General features: G+C 39.8%; 20 protein-coding genes and 2 riboswitches. Of the genes, 10 read left to right on the plus strand and 10 right to left on the minus strand.

The annotated features are described in order from the left end of the window. Window positions 1-24: 24 nt before the first annotated feature. Complete coding sequence (locus RRV45_RS01940; protein ID WP_315667068.1) at window positions 25-942, minus strand: phosphate/phosphite/phosphonate ABC transporter substrate-binding protein; 918 nt, start codon at window positions 940-942, stop codon at window positions 25-27. Between the two features lie 184 nt (window positions 943-1126). On the opposite strand from RRV45_RS01940, the gene RRV45_RS01945 reads away from it, so the two are divergent. Then, window positions 1127-2707: a bifunctional metallophosphatase/5'-nucleotidase gene (locus RRV45_RS01945; RefSeq protein ID WP_315668907.1), complete on the plus strand. Its 1581-nt coding sequence runs from the start codon at window positions 1127-1129 to the stop codon at window positions 2705-2707. Window positions 2708-2886: 179 nt separating this feature from the next. Here RRV45_RS01945 and RRV45_RS01950 read toward each other — a convergent pair whose 3' ends face one another. Genes RRV45_RS01950 through mtnW form a run of 4 tightly spaced genes read right to left on the minus strand, consistent with a single transcriptional unit; the run spans window position 2887 to window position 5920 of the window. Then, window positions 2887-3399: a 1,2-dihydroxy-3-keto-5-methylthiopentene dioxygenase gene (locus RRV45_RS01950; protein ID WP_315667069.1), complete on the minus strand. Its 513-nt coding sequence runs from the start codon at window positions 3397-3399 to the stop codon at window positions 2887-2889. Between the two features lie 15 nt (window positions 3400-3414). Next, window positions 3415-4038, minus strand: a complete 624-nt coding sequence (locus RRV45_RS01955) for a methylthioribulose 1-phosphate dehydratase (protein WP_315667070.1) — start codon at window positions 4036-4038, stop codon at window positions 3415-3417. Then, complete coding sequence (locus RRV45_RS01960) at window positions 4035-4700, minus strand: 2-hydroxy-3-keto-5-methylthiopentenyl-1-phosphate phosphatase (protein ID WP_315667071.1); 666 nt, start codon at window positions 4698-4700, stop codon at window positions 4035-4037. The genes RRV45_RS01955 and RRV45_RS01960 overlap by 4 nt, the downstream gene beginning before the upstream one ends. Beyond that, window positions 4697-5920: a 2,3-diketo-5-methylthiopentyl-1-phosphate enolase gene (mtnW, locus tag RRV45_RS01965; RefSeq protein ID WP_315667072.1), complete on the minus strand. Its 1224-nt coding sequence runs from the start codon at window positions 5918-5920 to the stop codon at window positions 4697-4699. The genes RRV45_RS01960 and mtnW overlap by 4 nt, the downstream gene beginning before the upstream one ends. An 86-nt stretch (window positions 5921-6006) precedes the next feature. Beyond that, window positions 6007-6112: riboswitch (SAM riboswitch) on the minus strand. 204 nt (window positions 6113-6316) lie between these two features. Further along, window positions 6317-6468, plus strand: a riboswitch (SAM riboswitch). A 79-nt stretch (window positions 6469-6547) separates the two neighbouring features. Here mtnW and mtnK point away from each other — a divergent pair. The 6 genes from mtnK (at window position 6548) to RRV45_RS01995 (ending at window position 13614) form a co-directional block, all read left to right on the plus strand. Next, on the plus strand, window positions 6548-7738 hold the full coding sequence (gene mtnK, locus RRV45_RS01970) for an S-methyl-5-thioribose kinase (RefSeq protein WP_315667073.1): 1191 nt from the start codon (window positions 6548-6550) through the stop codon (window positions 7736-7738). Beyond that, window positions 7735-8793: an S-methyl-5-thioribose-1-phosphate isomerase gene (mtnA, locus tag RRV45_RS01975; RefSeq protein ID WP_315667074.1), complete on the plus strand. Its 1059-nt coding sequence runs from the start codon at window positions 7735-7737 to the stop codon at window positions 8791-8793. The genes mtnK and mtnA overlap by 4 nt, the downstream gene beginning before the upstream one ends. Further along, window positions 8793-9890: a sugar ABC transporter substrate-binding protein gene (locus RRV45_RS01980; RefSeq protein WP_315667075.1), complete on the plus strand. Its 1098-nt coding sequence runs from the start codon at window positions 8793-8795 to the stop codon at window positions 9888-9890. The genes mtnA and RRV45_RS01980 overlap by 1 nt, the downstream gene beginning before the upstream one ends. A 250-nt stretch (window positions 9891-10140) precedes the next feature. Continuing rightward, window positions 10141-11679: a sugar ABC transporter ATP-binding protein gene (locus RRV45_RS01985; protein WP_315667076.1), complete on the plus strand. Its 1539-nt coding sequence runs from the start codon at window positions 10141-10143 to the stop codon at window positions 11677-11679. Next, the gene (locus RRV45_RS01990; protein ID WP_315667077.1) at window positions 11648-12637 is read left to right on the plus strand and encodes an ABC transporter permease; all 990 of its coding nucleotides are present in this window, start codon (window positions 11648-11650) and stop codon (window positions 12635-12637) included. The genes RRV45_RS01985 and RRV45_RS01990 overlap by 32 nt, the downstream gene beginning before the upstream one ends. A 134-nt stretch (window positions 12638-12771) precedes the next feature. After that, the gene (locus RRV45_RS01995) at window positions 12772-13614 is read left to right on the plus strand and encodes a YitT family protein (RefSeq protein ID WP_315667078.1); all 843 of its coding nucleotides are present in this window, start codon (window positions 12772-12774) and stop codon (window positions 13612-13614) included. A 130-nt stretch (window positions 13615-13744) separates the two neighbouring features. Here the strand turns inward: RRV45_RS01995 and RRV45_RS02000 are convergent, their stop codons facing one another. From RRV45_RS02000 to RRV45_RS02015, 4 genes are all read right to left on the minus strand, one after another. Then, a complete protein-coding gene (locus tag RRV45_RS02000; RefSeq protein WP_315667079.1) occupies window positions 13745-14470 on the minus strand; it encodes an amino acid ABC transporter permease in 726 nt (241 codons plus the stop codon). A 24-nt stretch (window positions 14471-14494) separates the two neighbouring features. Then, the gene (locus tag RRV45_RS02005; protein WP_315667080.1) at window positions 14495-15196 is read right to left on the minus strand and encodes an amino acid ABC transporter permease; all 702 of its coding nucleotides are present in this window, start codon (window positions 15194-15196) and stop codon (window positions 14495-14497) included. Between the two features lie 75 nt (window positions 15197-15271). Next, the gene (locus RRV45_RS02010) at window positions 15272-16117 is read right to left on the minus strand and encodes a transporter substrate-binding domain-containing protein (RefSeq protein WP_315667081.1); all 846 of its coding nucleotides are present in this window, start codon (window positions 16115-16117) and stop codon (window positions 15272-15274) included. 18 nt (window positions 16118-16135) lie between these two features. After that, window positions 16136-16888, minus strand: a complete 753-nt coding sequence (locus RRV45_RS02015; protein ID WP_315667083.1) for an amino acid ABC transporter ATP-binding protein — start codon at window positions 16886-16888, stop codon at window positions 16136-16138. Between the two features lie 293 nt (window positions 16889-17181). Between RRV45_RS02015 and RRV45_RS02020 the strand changes: the two genes are divergently transcribed. The 3 genes from RRV45_RS02020 to RRV45_RS02030 all read left to right on the plus strand — a co-directional run bounded on the left by RRV45_RS02020 (window position 17182) and on the right by RRV45_RS02030 (window position 20221). Next, window positions 17182-18342, plus strand: a complete 1161-nt coding sequence (locus tag RRV45_RS02020) for an acyl-CoA dehydrogenase family protein (RefSeq protein WP_315667084.1) — start codon at window positions 17182-17184, stop codon at window positions 18340-18342. 87 nt (window positions 18343-18429) lie between these two features. Continuing rightward, the gene (locus tag RRV45_RS02025; protein WP_315667086.1) at window positions 18430-18954 is read left to right on the plus strand and encodes a YbaK/EbsC family protein; all 525 of its coding nucleotides are present in this window, start codon (window positions 18430-18432) and stop codon (window positions 18952-18954) included. Between the two features lie 280 nt (window positions 18955-19234). Continuing rightward, window positions 19235-20221, plus strand: a complete 987-nt coding sequence (locus RRV45_RS02030; protein WP_315667088.1) for a C40 family peptidase — start codon at window positions 19235-19237, stop codon at window positions 20219-20221. 109 nt (window positions 20222-20330) lie between these two features. Here the strand turns inward: RRV45_RS02030 and RRV45_RS02035 are convergent, their stop codons facing one another. Next, window positions 20331-21107, minus strand: coding sequence for a YheC/YheD family protein (locus tag RRV45_RS02035; protein ID WP_315667089.1), 777 nt, complete (start codon window positions 21105-21107; stop codon window positions 20331-20333). Window positions 21108-21185 lie beyond the last annotated feature (78 nt).

Raw genomic sequence — 21185 nt, forward strand, 5'->3', positions numbered from 1 at the left:
GGCTGGCATTTTTGGCTTGCTAAATTATTCGGTTTTTACTCTTTCTGCATAATCGCGAACAATATCAAACACTTTATCTTCAGATGGAGTATAGCCCTCATGGGAGTAAATATCTTTAATGATGGCATGACCTTCTTCATCCTCGCCAATTGCTATAAAGGCATCCTGAATTTTCTTCGCCCATTCCTCACTCATATCGGAGCGGATTGAAATCGTATCGTTTGGAATTGGTTCAGTGAAATGAAGAACTTTTGTCTCCTCGAATACATTTGGATAATCGCCTTTAACAATATTTCGTGCATCTTGGAATATAACTGCTGCATCAACATCACCGTTTAGTAACGCAATCACTGCTTGGTCATGTCCTTTTACTGTAATCCCTTCAACATCCGTAAGCGGATCAATCTTTTCATCCATTAAGGCAGCTGCAGGCCAAACATAACCTGCTGAGGATGTAACGTCTTGGAAAGCAATTTTCTTACCTTTTAAATCTTTCACACTTTTAATATCTGAATTTGCTTTCACTATAAACATAGATTTGTAGAAATCGACTAACTTATCATTGGGTGCCCCTGTTTCATCGTTTACACCGAAGCGTTGAGCTTGCAGAATAACATTTGCGGCCTCTTTTTCATGGGCTTGTACATATGCCGTTGGGGGCAAAAAGCCAACGTCCACTTTTTTCGATGCCATTGCTTCAACAATCGTGTTGTAGTTAGTTGATACGCTGACAGTTACAGGAATTCCTAGTTTGTCCTTCAGTAAACCTTCTAATGGTTTAGCCTTTGCTTCTAATGTGTCTGCGTTTTGCGATGGTACAAATTGAACAGTTAAGCTCTCAGGGGTGTAATCTCCGCCTGATGTTTTGTTCGAGCCGCATGCACTCAAGATGCCTGTTGTTAGAGCAAGAGACAGGCCAATCGTTGCCAATTTCTTAAACATTTCAGTTACCTCCAAGTGGGAAAAAATATTTTACGATTTGAATTATAGCAAACAAGATGGATAGTTCTGTAAAATGGATGTTAATTAATGTAAATTTTTAGTATAGTTTGTTATAAAATAACTTTACATGAAAGAACTGCCTTTATAATTGGAAAGTAATAAGAAGGGACGTGAAGTGAAAACAATGGAAAATGAACGCTGTGAGCTTATTATTATGGAAACAAGCGATCTGCACGGGAATGTGTTTCCGATCAATTATAGGGATAATGAAGAAGTGAATGCAGGGCTAGCGAAGATTGCCACAATTATTAAAAGTGAGAGAGAAAAAAATCAATACTCGCTTCTAATAGACAATGGCGATGTGATTCAAGGGACTCCTCTAACATATTATTATGCAAAGTTCCTTCCAGAAAAGAAAAATCCGCTTGTAAACCTACTAAATGATTTGAATTATGATTGTGCAGTCATTGGAAATCATGAGTTTAATTACGGATCCGAACTAATACAGGCAGCTGTGAACGAATCTCAATTCCCATGGTTATCAGCCAATATAATAATAGGAGAAACGAAGGAAAGTGCATTTGGTCCTCCATATCTTGTTAAGGAATTTGAAAATGGGCTGCGCGTTGCGGTCTTAGGCATTACTACACATTTTATTCCAAATTGGGAAAACCCAAATCATATTGTGGGACTCCAGTTTGAAGATGCGTTAGCTTGTGCCAAAAGATGGATCGACTATATTCAAAAGAATGAAGATTACGATTTGCTTGTCGTTTCCTATCATGGAGGATTTGAACGGGATCTCTCGACCGGGGAGCGGGGAGAAGCCGTGACTGGCGAAAATCAGGCCTATGCTATATGCCATGAAATTGAAGGTATCGATATTTTGCTGACGGGTCACCAGCATCGAATGATTGCGGATACTTTGAACGGAGTGACAGTCGTTCAACCCGGCTACAACGGTCAGGCTTTAGGTAAAGTGAAAGCAGTTTTTGAAAAATTTGAAGGTAAATGGGCTTTAAAAAGCTGCTCCTCACAGCTTATAGAGGTTGACCATTCTGTTCAAGCTGATCCTCACATATTGAAAATGACTGAAAAGTATGAGAAGGACACTCAAATTTGGCTTGATCAGCCAATTGCCAAAATAATAGGGGATATGACGATTTCCGATGCATTAGAAGTAAGATTAGGAGATCATCCGCTTATTGAATTTTTTAATCATGTGCAAATGGATGCATCAGGCGCAAGGATTTCCTCTACTGCTTTATTTGATAATCGCTCTCGTGGTTTTCAGGAACAGGTGACAATGAGGGACATCGTTTCTAATTATATTTATCCGAACACGTTGAAGGTCATTCGAATCACTGGGCAGGATATGAAGGATGCTTTGGAGATATGTGCATCTTATTTTATGCTCGATAAAGACGGTGAGATTCAGGTTAATCCTGCCTTTGCTGAACCGAAGCCCCAACACTATAACTACGATATGTGGGAAGGAATTGAGTATGAGTTTGATATAAGAAACCCTATTGGGGAGCGGGTCGTTAAATTAAGTATTAAGGGAGATCCTGTCCAGATGAAAGTTGAATATGATGTCGTCATGAACAACTATCGAGCCGGCGGGGGTGGCAACTACAATATGTTCAAAGATAAGCCCGTCATTAAAGAAATTCAAACAGATATGACAGAGTTAATCGCTAACTTTATGTTGAAAAGAAAAACGATTTATGCCTCCTGTGACCATAATTGGAAGGTTGTTCGGTGATTAATAACAGACTCGAACGTCCGCAAAAGTGCAGATCTCTTAAAATGCAATAATTAAGAAGTTGATATCAAGGTTTTAAACAATGTAAAGGGGTATCCAAAAGTTGAAAATATAACTTTCTGGACAGCCCCTAAAGCGATTAACCATATTTAATTACAATAGTGTTGAATTCTTTTCCTTTAGTAAACCGGTACCCAGCCTTCTTCTGTTACGAAAATACGGACAGCAACTACTTTTCGGTCGTCTGCGAGTGTGAAATAATGGCGAATATATTCTGGAACAGAGATTAAATCGCCAGGGTTTAAATGCACTTCAAAAAAGCGCTTATCTTTCCCTTGGATTACGAATACCCCGTGTCCGCTTGCGATAAAGCGAACTTCGTCATCTGTGTGATGATGTTCTTTTTGGAAGTTTTTTAATAGCTCGTCAAGATTAGGCGTTGTATCGGATAAAGAAATAACGTCAGCTGTTTTGTAGCCGCGGCGTGCTGAAATATCATCAATTTCAGCTTGAAAAGCACTTAAAATCTCAGCTTTTTCTTCAGCACTTAAATTGAATTTTTCACGAAGGTTATCTGGAAGTTTTTCAATATCCCATTGCTCATAAATAACTTCTTGCCCCTCTAAAAATGCTGCAACCTCGCTTTGCTCTACAATTACTTCATCTGTGCCTTGAATTGTGATTGTTGCCATTAGAATCTCCCTCTCCTATTTAATAGTTGATTTAGCATTAATCAATGCTAGTTGATATTGAAATAAAAATTCGCATGCTTCTAATAGTTTCTTAGCTTCAAAGCCATCTTTTCCCCAGACGGTAATGCCATGGTTTCTAATAAGGACGGCTCCTTTATCAGCATGAATATGCTCTTGGAACTCATCGGCTAAATTAGGGATATGCGCATGATTATGAATAATTGGGATGGTTAGCTCAGCATCCTCTTCCCAAAGATCAAAGGCCTTAATTAATTCTTGATATTGAAAGGTTACTTTTCCTTTTTCACCGTACAGCTCTGAGATGACATTGTTTGCAACTGTATGAACATGAAGACTGCAGCCCGCTGTAGTTTTTTGAAAAACAGCGCAGTGCAGCAAGGTTTCAGCAGATGGTTTAAGATGAGTTTCCTCAACAGCTTTGCCATCTCGGTCGACTAGCAGAAAATCTTCTAACGTTCTTTTTCTCTTATCTTTTCCGCTTGCTGTTACGAGAAACTGCAATGGTTCAGTGTGAACCTTGATGGCCAGATTACCGCTCGTTCCCATAAACCAGTCCCTTGAAGCCAATTCATCCTTAATATCAGCTAATTCATTCCATTTGGATACGAGTGTACTCATACTTTCACATCCAATCTAGATTCAATGATATGGATACAGTCTTGGAAACGTTCGAAAGGCTCGTAAGGAATATTCAATTCCTTGCACTTTTCAATGAGGAAATCTCTGGCAATCACAATATCTGCAAGCTTAGCAGCTTGAAGATCTGTAATTGAATCCCCAATAACGATTCTAGTGTTTTCCTCCGAAGCTAACTGACGAATAATGGAGGGCTTACAGCAGCCACAGCCCTTGCTTGAACAGTTATCATCACACTCATAAGGAAAGACAATTTGAATGTTCTCACTTGAAAAATCAGCTTTATTGCAATAAATTTTTTCAAATGGTCCGAAGGGTTCAAGAACAGGATACACGAAAAAGTCAATTCCACCGCTCACGATATAAAGCGGAATATTTGCCTCTCTAGTAAACTGAACGAATTCAGCAAAGCCTTCTCGTATCACTGCATCCTTCAGTACAAATGAGATAATTTCATCTTTTTTAGAAGAGGGAAGAAGCGAGAACAGCTTGCCGACCCCTTCCTGAATGGAAACCTTTTGACTTAATATATCATCCTTGATGGCGTCCCATTCCGGCGGAGCGAATTCTTTCATAATGTTGATGATATTATCTTTATTCGTAATAGTCCCATCAAAGTCGCAGAAAATCACTGGATTCTTCATTTTGAACCTCCCCATAACTCTAGGGCTATTTTCAATTCTTGGTGTTCTTCTGCAGCGTTGGCCAAATTTTTACCTGCTAGAACAGCGTCAACCGCCTGTCTAAAGGCCTTTCCACCGCCTGCTGCTCCGTGAGGGTGACCGTGAACGCCGCCTCCAGCGTTGATTACGCAATCTTTTCCATAGTCGTCCATTAACAGAGGCACTAGCCCAGGATGAATTCCTGCAGATGGTACTGGAAACGCCCGTTTTACTGCGGATTCTTCAGTCAGGTTCTCACCGATTGCTAATGCTGCACTCTTTTCAAGAGCAACACTGCCATACGGAGAAGGGAATAAGGAAAAGTCAGCACCCGCATATCGTGTTAGCTTGCCAAGTACAAGCTGACTTGCTACCCCGTAAAAAGCAGAAGAGGTGAAGGCTCCGCTATAAGCTGGATGTGCCATAAGCGGGAGTTGAACTTCCTGATCCTCCGCGATTTCCTGCAGAACATCCAGACCATAAGTATGAACATTAAATAAAAGGGCATCTGCACCAAGCTCACGGGCTCTTTTCGCTTTAACCCTTAATTCAGAAGTCCGGCCTGTCAAGTTTACAGCATAAAGAGTACGATGACCTGTTTCCTCATAGACCTGCCGCAAAACATCTTTACTTCTTAAAATACGTTGCTCGAAAGGTGTTAACGGATTATCAAAAAGGATTTCATCATCCTTCACAAGATCCACTCCGCCAAGAGCCTGTTCCCTCAATTGAGCGGTCAAATAATCGATGTCTCTTCCAATAACTCCCTTGAAAATGCTCATAGTCAGTGGTCGATCATAAACATTTAAAGTTTTCCGAATGCCTTCAATTCCGAACCGTGGGCCAGGAAAGCTGCTTAATAGTTCCGAGCTAAACTCTAAATCAAGTAATTTGACCTCACCGTCTAAGGAAAGCTTCCCGAACACCGTTGTTAAAATAGCTGGTAGATCAGCTGAAAAATTCGCACTTGGATAAGCAATTTTTACTTTGCTTAAAATATCATTTTGTTTAACAGGGTGGCGCGTGTCCGAGAATTCCTCGACAGAGATGACGCGTCCTTTATGTTTCTTCAACTGCTCCTGCTCAAGCAGCGGCAAATCTGTCCATGAACCGATCGTTAAGCCAAGTGCGATCCCCTCCGCTTTTTTCTCAAAGGATCCTGGCTTGCCAAATAGCTGATAGGTAGCGATGATTTCACTCATGTTGGTTCATCCTCCTTGTAAAATTAAAATTCTCTATAAAATAAATAAAACCTCTTCAAATAAGAAGAGGTCAATAGACAAACATCTTCTTATTTCTCAGCATGAAAGCTGCAAGAATTAGCACCGTGTCAAATCATTTGATCGGTTGCCGGGTTTCATAGGGCTCGTCCCTCCACCTGCTCTTAATAAGAAAAATATATTCAATTAATTTACGATTCAAAAGTAACTGCCTTTTATTATTGCACCGCTTAAAAATTCTGTCAATACAGTTTGTGTGATTATTTTTTCTATTAGGAGTGTTGTAAAGTGAAAAAACAATTCAGAAAAAAGTGTTGACACTTTCAAAAACAGGTGCTAACATTCATTTCAAGCAAACTAACGTGAATATGTTAAATACTCTTATCATGAGCAGGCAGAGGGATTTGGCCCGATGAAGCCCAGCAACCGACCGTAATACCGTTGTGAAACGGGGCGCTATTAGCGCCGGGATTTTCCCGCAAGGCACGGTGCTAATTCCAACGGAAAGGAAACTTTCTGAGAGATGAGAGGCAGAGAATTTGTATTCGTAAGCCTCTTTCGTGATGAGAAAGAGGCTTTTTATTATTTTCATAGATAGGGTGAGAAAAGATGACAATTTTAGAAAAGAAACAGTATGAGCCGTTGACTGATGAGACAGCGGTGAAGCTTGCGAAAGAGCTAAATCTATTTTCTGAAGGTTCAGTATTGAACTGTCGCGAAATTGGTGATGGCAATCTGAATTATGTATTCCATATAACTGACTCAATAAATGAAAAAGGCGTTATTATCAAGCAAGCTCTCCCTTATGCAAAGGTAGTGGGGGAAAGCTGGCCGCTCACATTAAAGCGGGCAACGATCGAAACGAATGCGCTGAAAAAGCATGGTGAGTTTGTTCCCCAGCTTGTTCCGGAGGTTTATCATGCAAATGAAGACCTTGCCATTACGGTTATGGAAGATTTGTCGCACTTAACGATTGCTCGTGAGGGACTTATTAAAGGGGAATCTTATCCAAAGCTATCAAGCGATATTGGTGAATATTTAGCAAGAACACTATTTTCAACATCGGATTTTGCTTTGCATCCATTTGAGAAAAAACGTTTAGCAGTCGAATTTTCAAATCCAGAGCTTTGCAAGATTACAGAAGATCTCATTTTTACCGATCCATTCTTCGACCATGAGACCAATGATTTCGAACCGGAATTGCGTGAGGATGTAGAGGCCATTTGGAATAATAGCCTTTTGAAGCTTGAAGCGGCTAAGTTAAAGATAAGTTTTTTAACTGAAGCAGAAGCGTTATTACATGGGGATCTACATACAGGCAGTATATTTGCAAGCAGCACAGAAACGAAAGTAATTGATCCCGAATTTGCTTTTTATGGCCCGATTGGATTTGATGTTGGATTATTTATCGGAAATCTATTTCTTCATGGAATTTCAAGAGAGGAAGCGAATCGATCTGTTATTTTTGAGCATATCGAGAATACCTGGGACGTTTTTTGCTCAGTATTTACTGAATTATGGGAAGAGTCAAATCTCGAAGTCTATACAAAGGTCGAAGGCTATAAAGAATACATTTTACAGAAAATCTTTTCTGACACGCTTGGGTTTACTGGCTGTGAGTTAATTAGAAGAACGATTGGTCTTGCTCATGTGAAGGATTTAGACGGTATTGAGGATCATGAGAAAAGAATTGCAGCTAAGAGACAGGCACTTGCATTAGGCGAAACATTAATCTTAAATCGCCACGTGTTAAATTCAGTAAGAGAAGCTATTTCACTGTTAGGAGAGAGAAAGGCATGAAGGTTCCAACATCAATTGAATGGAAAAATGGACATCTGATTATTCTTGATCAGCAAAAGCTCCCTCATCAAATTGAGTATCTTCAGCTTGATACGATTGAGGAGATATTCAATGCTATTGTCACATTAAAAGTCCGTGGAGCGCCTGCAATTGGGATAACTGCTGCATATGGACTTGCGATCGCGGCGCAGCAATATGAAACGATACAATTAAAGGAATTCCACGAACATCTTCAAAAGGATTTTCGTTATCTAGCAAGTTCCAGGCCAACAGCAGTCAATTTATTCTGGGCGCTTGAAAGAATTGCAGCAGTGGCGGAGGAAGCGAAAAGCGTTAATGAAGCAAAAACGGTCATTCTTGAAGAAGCCATAAAGATCCATGTAGAAGATGAAGAAACGTGCAGACAAATTGGCGAGCATGCCCTGTCACTGCTAAAAGGATTTACAAATGTGATGACAATATGCAATGCAGGGTCCATTGCTACGGCTAAATACGGGACAGCACTTGCGCCTTTCCATCTTGGCATTGAACGAGAAAAACAGTTTCATGTGTATGCATGTGAAACGCGTCCAGTATTCCAAGGCTCAAGGCTTACCGTTTGGGAGCTGCAGCAATCAGGTGTCGATGTCACTTTGATCACGGACAGCATGGCCGCCCATACGATTTACTCAAAGGGAATAGAAGCAATTATTGTCGGGGCTGACCGAATTGCTGCTAATGGGGACACGGCAAATAAAATTGGTACCCTGGGCTTGGCGATTTTAGCTAAACATTTCAATATCCCATTTTATGTAGCAGCTCCAGCCTCAACCTTTGATCTTTCAATTTCGAGTGGAATGGAGATTCCAATTGAAGAGCGAAAAGCGGAGGAAATTACACATATTGGCGGAATCCCAGTAGCGCCACTTAATACAAATGTTTTTAACCCGGCATTTGACGTCACTCCGGCGGAATATATTACGGCCATCATTACGGAAAAAGGGATTATCTATCCAAACTTCAATGAAAATATCAAAAGCCTTTTAGGCGAGCTAGTTAGAGAGGGAGAAAAATAATGAAAAAACAACTATCGATATTACTTTTAGCTATTTTATTAGTATCGGCATTTTTAGTGGGATGTCAGCCAAAAAGCAATACGGCTGCTTCCGATCAAAAAGAATCGGATGCACCAAAAAATGCAGAGAAATCAGACCATCCGCTTGCTAATAAAAAAATTGCATTAGTGATGCAGCAAAACTTAGGGACATTTTCAGCTCAATATATTGAAGGTGTTAAAGAGCAGGCAGAAAAATTCGGCGGAACGGTAAATGTTTTTACATCTGAAGGGGACTTAGCAAAAATGGCCTCTAACCTGGATGCAGCCATTAACCAAGGCTTCGATGGGATATTAATCGATCACGGAACAAAAGAAGCTTTAAATAACGGAGTTGAAAAAGCTGTAGAAAAGGGCATTCCGGTCATTGTATTTGATGCTGATATTGAGGTTGAGGGAGTCTCTGTGTTAGAGCAAGGCGATCAGAAAATGGCCGAAATGACATTGAATAAACTAGGCGAAGATGCAAATGGTGAAGCTAATATCGTAAAAATTTGGGTAGCTGGCTTTGCACCAATGGAAAGAAGACAAGTAGCTTATGAAGCATTTTTGAAAAACAATCCTGGCATTAAAGAAATTGCTGCATTTGGAGCGGCGACAGCTAATACAGCATTAGATACACAGGCACAAATGGAAGCAATCTTGAAGCAATATCCGAAGGAAGGACAAATCACAGCTGTTTGGGCAGCTTGGGATGAGTTTGCTAAAGGTGCTGTTCGTGCCATTGAACAAGCTGGAAGAACGGACATTAAGGTTTACAGCATCGATATGAGTGATGAAGATCTACAGATGATTCAAAAGGAAAATAGCCCTTGGGTTGCTTCTGCAGCAGTTGATCCTAAGGATATCGGTCGCATCCAAGTGCGTTATTTATACCAAAAAATTAATGGCGAAAATCCAGAGCAAAAAATTGTCCTAAATCCAGTATTTGTAGACAAAGACAAGCTTCCTGATCAACAAGTTACTACAAACGAGCTAAGCGAATACATCGAAGGCTGGGGAGCAAGTGAACAAGGCTACAATGAAGCATTAAAGGAATTAGAGGAACAGCTTAAATAAGGTATATAGAAAATGAAACGAAAGAAATTGAACGGGAGACCAATTGTTGAATAGTTTCCCGTTTTTCCAGGGAAACACGAGAAAAGTGGAAAGAAGGTTTCGTTAAGGTCTCGTTAGTTTCCCGTTAGTTTCCCGTTTTTCTAGAAATAACGATAAAAGTGGAAACAAAGGCAAAATAGTTTCCACTTTTTATAGAAAACACAAGAAAAGTGGAAACAACGAATGTCCAGTTTAGAAAGGAGGTATTTTCATGACGGATACGCTGCTTGCGATGGAAAAAATACAAAAACAATTTGGGAAAGTATCGGCACTGAATGATGCCTCTTTTCAGCTTAAAAAGGGAGAAATCCATGCACTGCTTGGTGCGAATGGGGCAGGGAAAAGTACGCTCATGAAAATTCTGTCTGGCGTATATGAGCATGACGGCGGGGAAATTCTCCTTGATGGAAAAGAGCTTCGGTTCAAATCACCAAAAGCAGCGAAGGAACAGGGAGTATATTGTGTTTACCAAGAGGTCGATACAGCCCTTGTACCTGAACTTTCTGTTGCTGAAAATATTATGCTTGATACATTTGCCTCTCAAAAAGCTCTCTTCATTTCTAAGAAAAAGATCAATGAAAGAGCAAAAGAGGCATTAAAACAGCTCCAGTCCGAGCATATTTCCGTACAAAAGCAAGCCTTAGAGCTAACGCTTGCTGAAAAACAGATTGTGCTAATTGCACGGGCATTAGTTCACTCGGCAAAAATTATTATTTTCGATGAACCAACTGCCCCGCTATCCTTTCAAGAATCGGGGCGGCTGTTTTCAGTCATGAAAAAATTAAAAAGTCAGAGTGTTGGCTGTATATTTATTTCACACCGGCTTCCAGAAGTATTTGAAATATGTGATCGAGTAACAGTGATGCGGGAAGGGAAGACAGTGAGTACATCAGAAACAGCCTTAACCACACAAGACCAAGTTGTTGAGGACATGCTTGGCTCAGCTTTTACTAGTGAACTTGGAAAGCAAGAGAAGCACATCGGTTCAACATTACTAGAAGTATCAGAGCTAACCGATGGCCATAAGCTTCACGATATTTCTTTCTCGGTTTCTGAAGGAGAAATTGTTGGAGTTGTTGGTTTAGTTGGTGCTGGAAAGACAGAGCTTGCGAAGACTTTATTTGGGGTGACTCCGGCTAAGCAAGGGAAAATTTCACTTAACAAGAAAGAGGAAAAAATTCACCATCCATCCGATGCCATTAAAGCGGGAATTGCCCTAGTTCCAGAAGAACGACGGAAAGAAGGCCTATTTGTTCATGAATCTCTAAGAATCAATTCCACCTTTCCAAATCTGCGAAAATTTACGCGGGGCTTTTTTATGCATAAGCCATCAGAAACTGCCTTTGCCGACCAAATCATCGCCAGTCTCCAAATAAAGACAAATAATACCGAAACTCCGCTTGTAAATTTAAGCGGCGGGAATCAGCAGAAGGTGGCGATAGGAAAGTGGACCTCGCTGGATTCAAGCATTTATTTGTTCGATGAGCCAACGAAGGGTGTCGATATTGGAGCAAAGGTTGATATTTTTAAACTCATCCGGCAAATTTCAGAAAAGCAAAAAGGGGTTATTTATTTTTCTAGTGAAATTCATGAAATCCTTGGAATATCAGATCGAATTCTTGTCATGTACGATGGCAAAATCGTGAAGGAGTTTTCCCGTAACGAAGCCACACAAGAGAAAATTTTGCTGTATGCAAGCGGCGGAAAGGAAGAGCAGCATGAAAGAGAACAGCATTCAGTTTCTATTTAAATATGGTGCTATTGCCCTAATGATATTTATTATCCTCTACTTTAGTTTGATTAGCGATGCGTTTTTCACATATGGGAATTTTGCCGACATTCTGCGCTCAATTTCCATCGTTACGGTACTGGCTTTAGGAGTAACATTCACTTTAGTCGTTAACGGTTTTGACTTGTCAGTTGGATCAACGATGTCATTGTCAACCGTTGTTACAGCCTCATTAATGGTCTGGTATGATATGCCGCTTTGGCTTGTGCTGATTTTACCCATCCTTGTAGGTGTCCTAGTTGGGGTGTTCAATACGTTATTAATTGTCGTCATTGGGATTCCTGATTTGCTTGCTACATTAAGCACGATGTATATTGTTGCGGGGCTTCACCGAACGTATACAGAGGGCTATTCGATTTATAATCATATGCCCTTAACCTCAGGAGGAACGGCGATAGGTGAATTTTCAAGTGCCTTCCTCTGGATCGGACAAGGGAAAATGCTCGGACTTCCTGTTCCTGTGTGGATCATGCTTTTATTAGTGATCTTTGCATATCTAGTGTTAAATCATACGAGATGGGGCCGAGTTTTATATATGACGGGGGGCAATGCGGAGGCTGCCACTTTATCGGGTGTAAACGTCAAGAAGGTAAAGTTTGCGTCCTATGTCGTCTCTGGCATTTTTGCATCAATCGCTGGGATTTTATTTACAGCACGTGTGGGGTCTGGACAAATTGATGCCGGAGCTCCACTCTTAATGGAGGCTGTTGCTGCCGTGTTTGTTGGATATTCCGTGCTTGGTGCTGGTAAACCAAATGCAATCGGGACATTTTTCGGGGCAGCCGTTATTGGAATTTTGCTAAACGGACTGACCATTTTAAATCTACCATATTATGCTTTTGATATTGTAAAAGGTTCTGTATTAGTGCTGGCATTGGCCGTTACTTATATGCATGCAAAAAATAAGCTATCCCATTAAATGGTGCCTGAACTTCGAAGCGTTGGAATTTACGCATTAGGGGTCAGGCATTTTTTTTCCTCATAATAGGTTGTAATATTCATTGGTATCAAAGTATAATAGGATGATTCTACAGGTACAAGGATGGTACATAAATGAAAAAAAGGATTGTAGATATTGTATATATTTTAATAGGATCTTTCCTATTTGCAGTAGGGGTTAATGTGTTTATTATTCCGAATGAGCTGGGAGAGGGCGGGGTAACGGGGATTACCATTATCGCCTACTACCTCTGGCAATGGTCGCCGGGTCTCGTGAACTTTGTCCTAAATTCAATCTTGTTAATTGTTGGTTATAAGTTTTTGAGTAAAATGACCACTATTTATACCATTATTGCTGTTGTCTTTAATTCTCTTTTTTTGCATTTGACAGAGGGCTGGACGATTAATTCAAACGAAATTGTCGTTTCCACGATTTTTGGAGCTGTTATTATTGGTGCAGGGATTGGAATAATCATACGTGTAGGCGGGACAACGGCTGGGTCTACAATCTTAGCAAGAATTACCCAGAAATATCTTGGCTGGAATTTAGCCTATGGGTTGTTATTTTTTGATTTAATAGTGGCGTTTTCTTCCTATTTTATCATTGGCGCTGAAAAGCTGATGCTGACGATTATGATGCTTTATATTGCAACAAAGGTAATGGAATTCGTTATTGAGGGGATTAGCACGAAAAAAGCTGTAACGATCATTTCAGCAGAGCCTGACAAAATAGCGCAGCAGGTGAATGAGGAGATGCATAGAGGTGTAACTGTTTTTTCTGGAAGCGGCTATTACACAAAAGCGCAAAAGGATATACTCTATATCGTCATAAGCAGCCAAGAGATTGTGAAGCTGAAGAAAATCGTAAAAGAGGCAGACCCGAGTGCGTTTATTGCCATTCATGATGTGCGAGATGTGTTTGGACTTGGCTTCGGAGAGATTTCAAAAGCAGATTAATAATAGAAGAAAGTTGAAAAGGATGATTGAAATGGAGGCTAGGCTTCCTTTTCAAACATCCTTATTTGTGGCTTACAGCCGTTTCGCTACATGACACTAGTGCAAACCTATTCGACAGCTTCACCGCTCTTTAAATTGATATCCCCTCATCCATTCTCGCTTCATACCGCCTCATCTTTTTCTCTAGCAGGGCGAAAAGAACTTCAAAGACAAAACAGAGAAGCCAATATATCAAGGCTGCCACTAAATACATTTCCAAATATTTATAGCCATCATTTGCAATAATTTTTGCCATCCCCATGATTTCAATCACTTTAACCGCAAAGGCAAGGGATGTCGCTTTTATAAGACCAATAAATGTATTGCCTAGATTAGGGAGAGATAGGACTAATGCTTGTGGCAAAATAATTCTTCGCAAGCTTTGAGCTGTTGTCATACCTACTGAATAGGCAGCTTCCATTTGACCGGCATGGGTGGCATTGATGGATGCACGGAAAATCTCGGACTGGTAAGCAGCTGTATTCAAGGTATAGGCAATTAAGGCGTATACAATGGGGGATATTTGATCCGCATTTAGACTCCAGCCTAGCTGTTTGTTTAGGAGATCAAACAGAGCGGGTATCCCATAGAATAATACGAATAGAAGCACAATCATGGGCACCCCTCTAATAAAGGAGACGTACACCATGGCGATCCGATGCAAAACGGGCACTTTATAAATTCGGCATAAGGCAATCAAAAGGCCGAACATGATTCCGAGGATCATTGAAAAAACCGCGATGACCAGAGTTAAAGGAACACCCTTCAACACCTCTGGAAATTGCTTTAATGCAAAGTCTAAGTCGAAAATAGACACGAGAGATCACTACCCTTTAAAAAATTAATCTGCAATGCTGACACGGCCCTTTTTTAATACCTTTTCTAAAAGTGCAATCAAATTTTCAATAACAATACACGTGCCCCAATATACTAACGAAATGGTAAAGTACACTTCAAACATGCCAATTCCGTAATTATTTCCTAAAATAATCCGAACCTGCCCCATAATATCAATGATGCCAATCGTAAATGCAAGAGAGGTATCCTTCAGCAATTCAATTATATTATTTCCTAGATCAGGTAAGGCCACTAAAAATGCTTGTGGCAGGATGATTCTCCGCAACGCCTGTGAGTAGCTCATTCCAACACTGTAGGCAGCCTCTAATTGATCCTTTCCGACTGCCATGTAGGCGGATCTAATCACTTCAGAAAGGTAGGCACCTGTATATAATGAAAAGGCAATCACAACAAAAACAAAACGATCCCAGCCATTAATATCAATATTTACAAGCAACAGTAGCTGCGGGAGTCCAAAATAGACAAGGAATAGCTGTACTAATAACGGTGTACAGCGCATAAATGACAAATAGAACGTGGCAATAGCATATGAAATCGGTCTTTTTTGAATCCGAATAATGGCGACAATGACACCGATAATTAAAGAAAAGAAAAGAGAAACACCCAACATAAGTAAAGTAAGTGGGAGCTTATTTAACACTCTCATTAATAAGTCCAGCCAATCAGAGAATCCCGAACTAATCATTTTATTTCACCGCCTGCTGTAAAAATGACTCCGATGATTATAGAAACTGCCATCGGAGTCAATCTATGAAACTATTTACTCAAATTTAAAGCCTTCTTCATTGATATAATCCAAATCCTTAAAGAAGTCGACCTCGAACCATTTTTCAGATAGCTTGGAAAGGGTGCCATCTTCAATTAGCTCGGCAGTCGCTTTATCCATCTTCTGAGCAAGCTCGGTTTCCTTTTTATTGAAAACAACCCAAATTGGTTCTTTCGAAACGATTCCGCTAACTTTTAAATCAAGATTCATTTGTTTCTGCATTTCATTAAAGGTTGTTACATTTAGGAATATAGCATCAGCCTTACCTTCCGCTACTCTTTTTAAATTATCAGCATTTGAAGCATGCTCAATGGTATCGAGTGTTAACGGGTTATCTTTGTGCTGTTCGTTGTATGAATTAAGAATGGTACGCAATCCGCCGCTTGGGGCCATTGGCGGGAACTTTTTGCCAACCATGTCATCCAATGTTTTAATATCATTGCGATCCTTCTTGGTCACAAGTGATGTAAGTGAATATCCGAATTCTTGTTCAGGAAAAAGGAACTTTTCTTGTCTTTCAGGATTTTTAAAGAACCAATTTATTGCGAATGTGTATTTGCCTGTATCAACACCAACTAGATTGGCTTCTTCCTCTCCAAAAAGATATTCGAATTTATATTCAGGAAGCTTTTTCTCGATTTCCTTCATGTAATCCATGTCGTATCCAATTGGCTCATTGTTTTCATCTGTGTATAAGAATGGAGGATTGACTTCATCACTTAAGGCAACCTTTACAACTATTTTTCCATCGTCTTTTTCTGACCCTGTACTTTGCGAGCAGCCTGCGAGGCTAAGTATGAGCACGAATGCCAGAATCGCTATTTTAAATAAACCTTTCATAATAGGAACCTCCAATTTTTAAATTAAATATTCTGGTTCACGGACCAATCGTTTAAGAAACTGCTTCAGCCGCTCGTGCTTTGGATGAATGAGAACATCCTGGGGATGTCCTTGCTCCACAATGACGCCTTCATCCATAAAGACAACTCGATTTGCCACTTCTCGAGCGAAATCGATTTCATGTGTCACGATCACCATGGTAATGCCTTCACCTGCTATTTGCTTAATAATGGACAGCACTTCTCCAACCATTTCTGGGTCGAGAGCGGAAGTGGGCTCATCAAATAATATAACCGATGGGTTTAAAGCAAGTGCACGTGCGATGCCAACGCGCTGCTGCTGTCCGCCGGAAAGCTGTGAAGGATAATCATTTACTTTTTCAGCCAGCCCTACCTTCTGAAGGAGAGATAGGCTAATATCCTTTGCTTCTGTTTTAGGCAGTTTTTTAGCAACTATGAGCCCTTCCATCACATTTTCCAGAACGGTTTTATTCTTGAATAAGTTATAGTGCTGAAAAACCATGGCGGTTTTCCTTCTTAATGTGAGAATATCCTGCTTAGAGGGATGCTTGCCTTGAATGGTAAACCCATCAACGTTTATCTGGCCTTCATCTGGCCGCTCCAAGTAATTGATACATCTAAGGAGTGTGGTTTTTCCTGATCCGCTCGGGCCAATAATAGCAACAACATCCCCTTTATTCACTTCAAGGTCAATCCCTTTTAACACATGATTCTTTTTAAAATGCTTATGGATGTTCCTCAGTTCAATCATATTCCCCCTCCTTGTATGGAAAAATAACTTAGATAACACTATTTAGAATGTTCAAATATCATAAACCATACATTAACATCATTAATCATATCTGTAAAGTAGGATTTAGAGGGTTTTAAAAATTTTATTAATAGATGGTCCAAAGGAAATATTAACAATAAGTTGATTAAACTTAATAAAAATTCTTGACGCTATGATTGATTTTCGTTATTATCAAAGCCAATAAGAATAATCGGAATTATAGGAATATATATATGCCCGAAAGTCATTCTGGTTAAGGAAGTGTGGAGAAAATGTTAGATTTATTTATAAAAAATGATACTCAAAGAAACTGGGTGCAAAAGCTGCATGTAAAAGAAGCTGAATTTAAAAGTAAGTCTGCTAAATATGATGAACAATCAAAATTTCCCAAAGATAACATTCAAAGATTAATAGAAATGGGATATACAACACTCACATTGCCAGCCGCTTATGGCGGAGGTGGCTTAAGTACTTATGATATGACTTTACTTCAAGAAACATTGGCTAGCTTTGATGGGGCAACAGCCCTCTCCATTGGCTGGCATATGGGAGTAGTCGGTGAAATCTATGAGAAAAAGCTTTGGGATGACGGAAAATTGGACTTCTTTGCTGATGAGGTGCTGAAAGGAGCATTGGTCAACCGGGCCGTGAGTGAGGCGCAAACAGGAAGTCCGACTAGAGGAGGACGCCCCGGCACCTATGCGATAAAAAAGGATGGCCATTGGATGATTACGGGCAGAAAAAACTTTACAACCATGTCCCCAGTTTTAACGCATTTTCTTGTTTCTGCTTGGATGGAGGAGAAGGAAGCAATCGGGTTCTTTTTGTTACACAGGGATTTAGAAGGGCTAAGCATCGAGGAAACATGGGATGTTATTTCTATGAGAGGAACAGAGAGCCATGATTTAGTCCTTGAAAATGTAACGGTAGATGAATCCAAGCTTGTTGAGATCAATCATGGGCCAAGAGGAAATCAACTCAATGGCTGGGTCCTTCATATTCCGGCGTGCTACATCGGAATTGCACAGGCAGCAAGGGATTATGCAATCCAATTTGCTAATGAATACTCGCCTAACAGTCTAAATGGACCAATTAGCCAGCTGCCGAACGTTCAGAATTTAATTGGACAAATCGATCTCGAGCTAATGCAAGCAAGACATTTTCTCTACAGTGTAGCAGAGGCTTATGATGATGATTCTAGAAGGCCATTTATCACAAATGAACATGGTGCTGTGAAACATACGATTACCAATTCTGCGATTTCAATTGTCGACAAGGCCATGAGAATCGTAGGGGCGAAAAGCTTACAGCGCGCAAATCCTCTTCAAAGATATTACCGGGATGTAAGAGCGGGTCTGCATAATCCGCCAATGGATGATGTGACCATTCAGAAGCTTGCATTAACTGCCTTAAACAAGAAAAAAGGAGTTTAAATTCTAAAAATTAAATCATTCCTTTTGCTTTACAGTGATAAAGGGTGTTATCATCAACCTAATTAATGTAAAGAAAGGAAGAAGTCTATGTCGTTTGAGAGTGTTAAGGCTCATTTTAAAAAGTGGAATCGCGATGAGGATATAATGGAGTTTGACGTATCAAGCGCGACTGTCGACCTAGCAGCTGAAGCTATTGGCGTTATTCCTGCACGAATTGCTAAAACCTTATCCTTTAGAGGAGAAGGGGACCATGCTATTCTAATTGTTGCAGCAGGCGATGCGAAAATTGATAATAAGAAATTTCGCCAATCCTTTGGTTTTAAAGCGCGGATGCTTTCGGCTGAAGAGGTGGTGGAGCAAACTGGCCATGTCATTGGGGGAGTATGCCCTTTTGGTTTGGCCAATGATTTAGACGTCTATTTAGATGTTTCAATGAAACGCTTTGAAACACTTTTTCCTGCATGCGGCAGTACAAACTCTGCAATCGAGTTGACCTGTGATGAAATTTTTGAATATGCAGCGGCTAAAGAATGGGTTGATGTCTGCAAGGGATGGGAAGAGGAACAAGAGAGAGAAGCTGTTACAGCACTTACCAATCAGACTGGAAATTAAATTTAACTAGATAAGTTCGGGTATAGAAACACCCTATTCCATTCACGTCGATAAAGACAAGAATGAAATAGGGTGCTTTTTTTGAAAAATTGACGAAATCCTTACTGAGATTTTCCCTTCTGTCATGGTTGTAACCAAACTGTAAATAACTCGGGTAAACCCTATTGGGACAAGGTTTGTAGTCTGTAATATTTCTTAATGGAAGGATTTGGAGCAAAAGCCCCTTTTAGTTCCATGTTAAAATTAGGACAAGTCAAAAAAACACATCAGGAGGTAACACATGAATAAGCGAATAGTTACAACAACACTTGCAGTAGCGCTAGGAGTTAGTTCTTTAGGTGCATTTCCATCCGTTATGCAGCCGCTGAAAGCTTCTGCAGGAACAGTAGATGCAATGAAGGCTCCGGCACCTTTCCAGCCGATAGAAGCTTCTGCAGCAACAGTTAGTTCTACGAGTAATCAGAAAGCTGTTGAAGCAAAGGCTGATGAAATCATTAAATTTGCTAAGAGTTTAATTGGGAAAGCGACATATGGAGGAAATTACAGCTATACTTATCCATACCAATTTAAATGTGCATCGTTTATAGACTTTGTATTTCAATCTAAAGGTGTTCATTTAGGCAGCCGTGATGAAGATTATATGATTAAGCAAGGGACGTATGTTCCTAGAAGTCAACTTCAAAAAGGCGATTTAGTTTTCTTTAGAAGTTCAGCTACAGCAACCGTTCCAAACCATGCTGGGATCTATATTGGAGATAATAAAATTATTCATATGGCAAACACAAAATTAAACATTACTATTTCCGATTTAGATAGCACTTCCTACTATAGAAATAATTATATGACTGCACGTAGAGTACTGCCATCTTTACTGCCATCAAACCCGCCAACTAAAGCAGATAACATTGTTGAAGATGCTTATGATCTTATGGATAATGTAACAATGGGCCGAGTTAACGATGAAAAATCTATGAAATTTACTGGCGCTGGCTACGTAAACTATATTTACAAATTAAATGGCGTTAACTTAGGAAAAACTTCTGTAACTCAGCTTTCAAAATTAGGTAAAACAGTATCACGCTCTAACTTGAAAAAAGGCGATTTAATTTTTATTAATAGTACAGTAGGTTCAACAACACCAACTAGGGTTGCTATTTATGCTGGTGAACACCGTATTATAGTGCCAAGTTCACAAGGCATTAGTTCAAGAGTTCTATTGTCCGATTATTATAGCAAGCACTATATGTATGCAAAGCGCGTATATTAATAGAATAACTGTGTTAGGACAAGTCATGTCCATTTAGAAAAAATTCAAAAGAGGCATTCGTATGCGAAAGAGCTGCGAATGCTTCTTTTTATATCCTAAAAAAATCTGCCTAATTGCCGATTTGATCTTCGAGATGCATTTTCCGGATCGCTTTGATTCGTTTTCGCATTTCCCCATTGCCAATCTTAGAAAAATTGCCGACTCCTGGGCTTGTATTTATTTCAAATATTACTGGTTTCCTAAACTGATTAATGCCAAAGTCTATCCCATACTCTATTTGTGGTACTGCTGATGCAGCCACTTTTGCTGATATTGCAGATGCTTCCATTATGAGCTTAATCATATTATTCTTCTCTTTATTTCTCATCTTTAAATGTTCAGATAACAATGTATCAATCGTCATAACTTGAGCTCCCCGGTTTGCATTGATCACTCCATTTTCCGTTGTTTCTTCCGTTGCAATCTTTCCATATATCCCTCCAATCAGCCATTCCCCCCTAAGAATCTGAGCATGTACTCGAATGGATAGAGGAAACCCATCGGGAGTTATGCTTTGGATACCCTCTTGAACAATATATCCCCCAAATCTATTAATTGGATGCAGATGGGGTTCGAAATCTTTAATGTTGACGACGTCCATTTGTATTTTTTTTCCATCAAGACTATAGCCATTAAAACAGTAAAGTCCATTTTTATTTCTATAAACTTTAAAAATGCCTTTTCCTTGCCCGCCTCTATCATTTTTTAAATAGACATATTCATACCGATCTAGTAAATCAGTTAGGTTTTTAGTGGTATATAGCTTTGTTTCAGGAATGTATTTAGTGAGTAAGGGATGTTCACTTAACAGTGTATATTGCCTCCATTTACCAAGTCGTTCCTTCAATACATACACCTCATTTATGGTAATTTGGTCTTACTTTTATTGTATGGATTTAGCGGCAATTCCGTTTGGGTAAGTGTA

The organism is Bacillus sp. DTU_2020_1000418_1_SI_GHA_SEK_038 (assembly GCF_032341175.1).
GTDB lineage: Bacteria > Bacillota > Bacilli > Bacillales > Cytobacillaceae > Cytobacillus.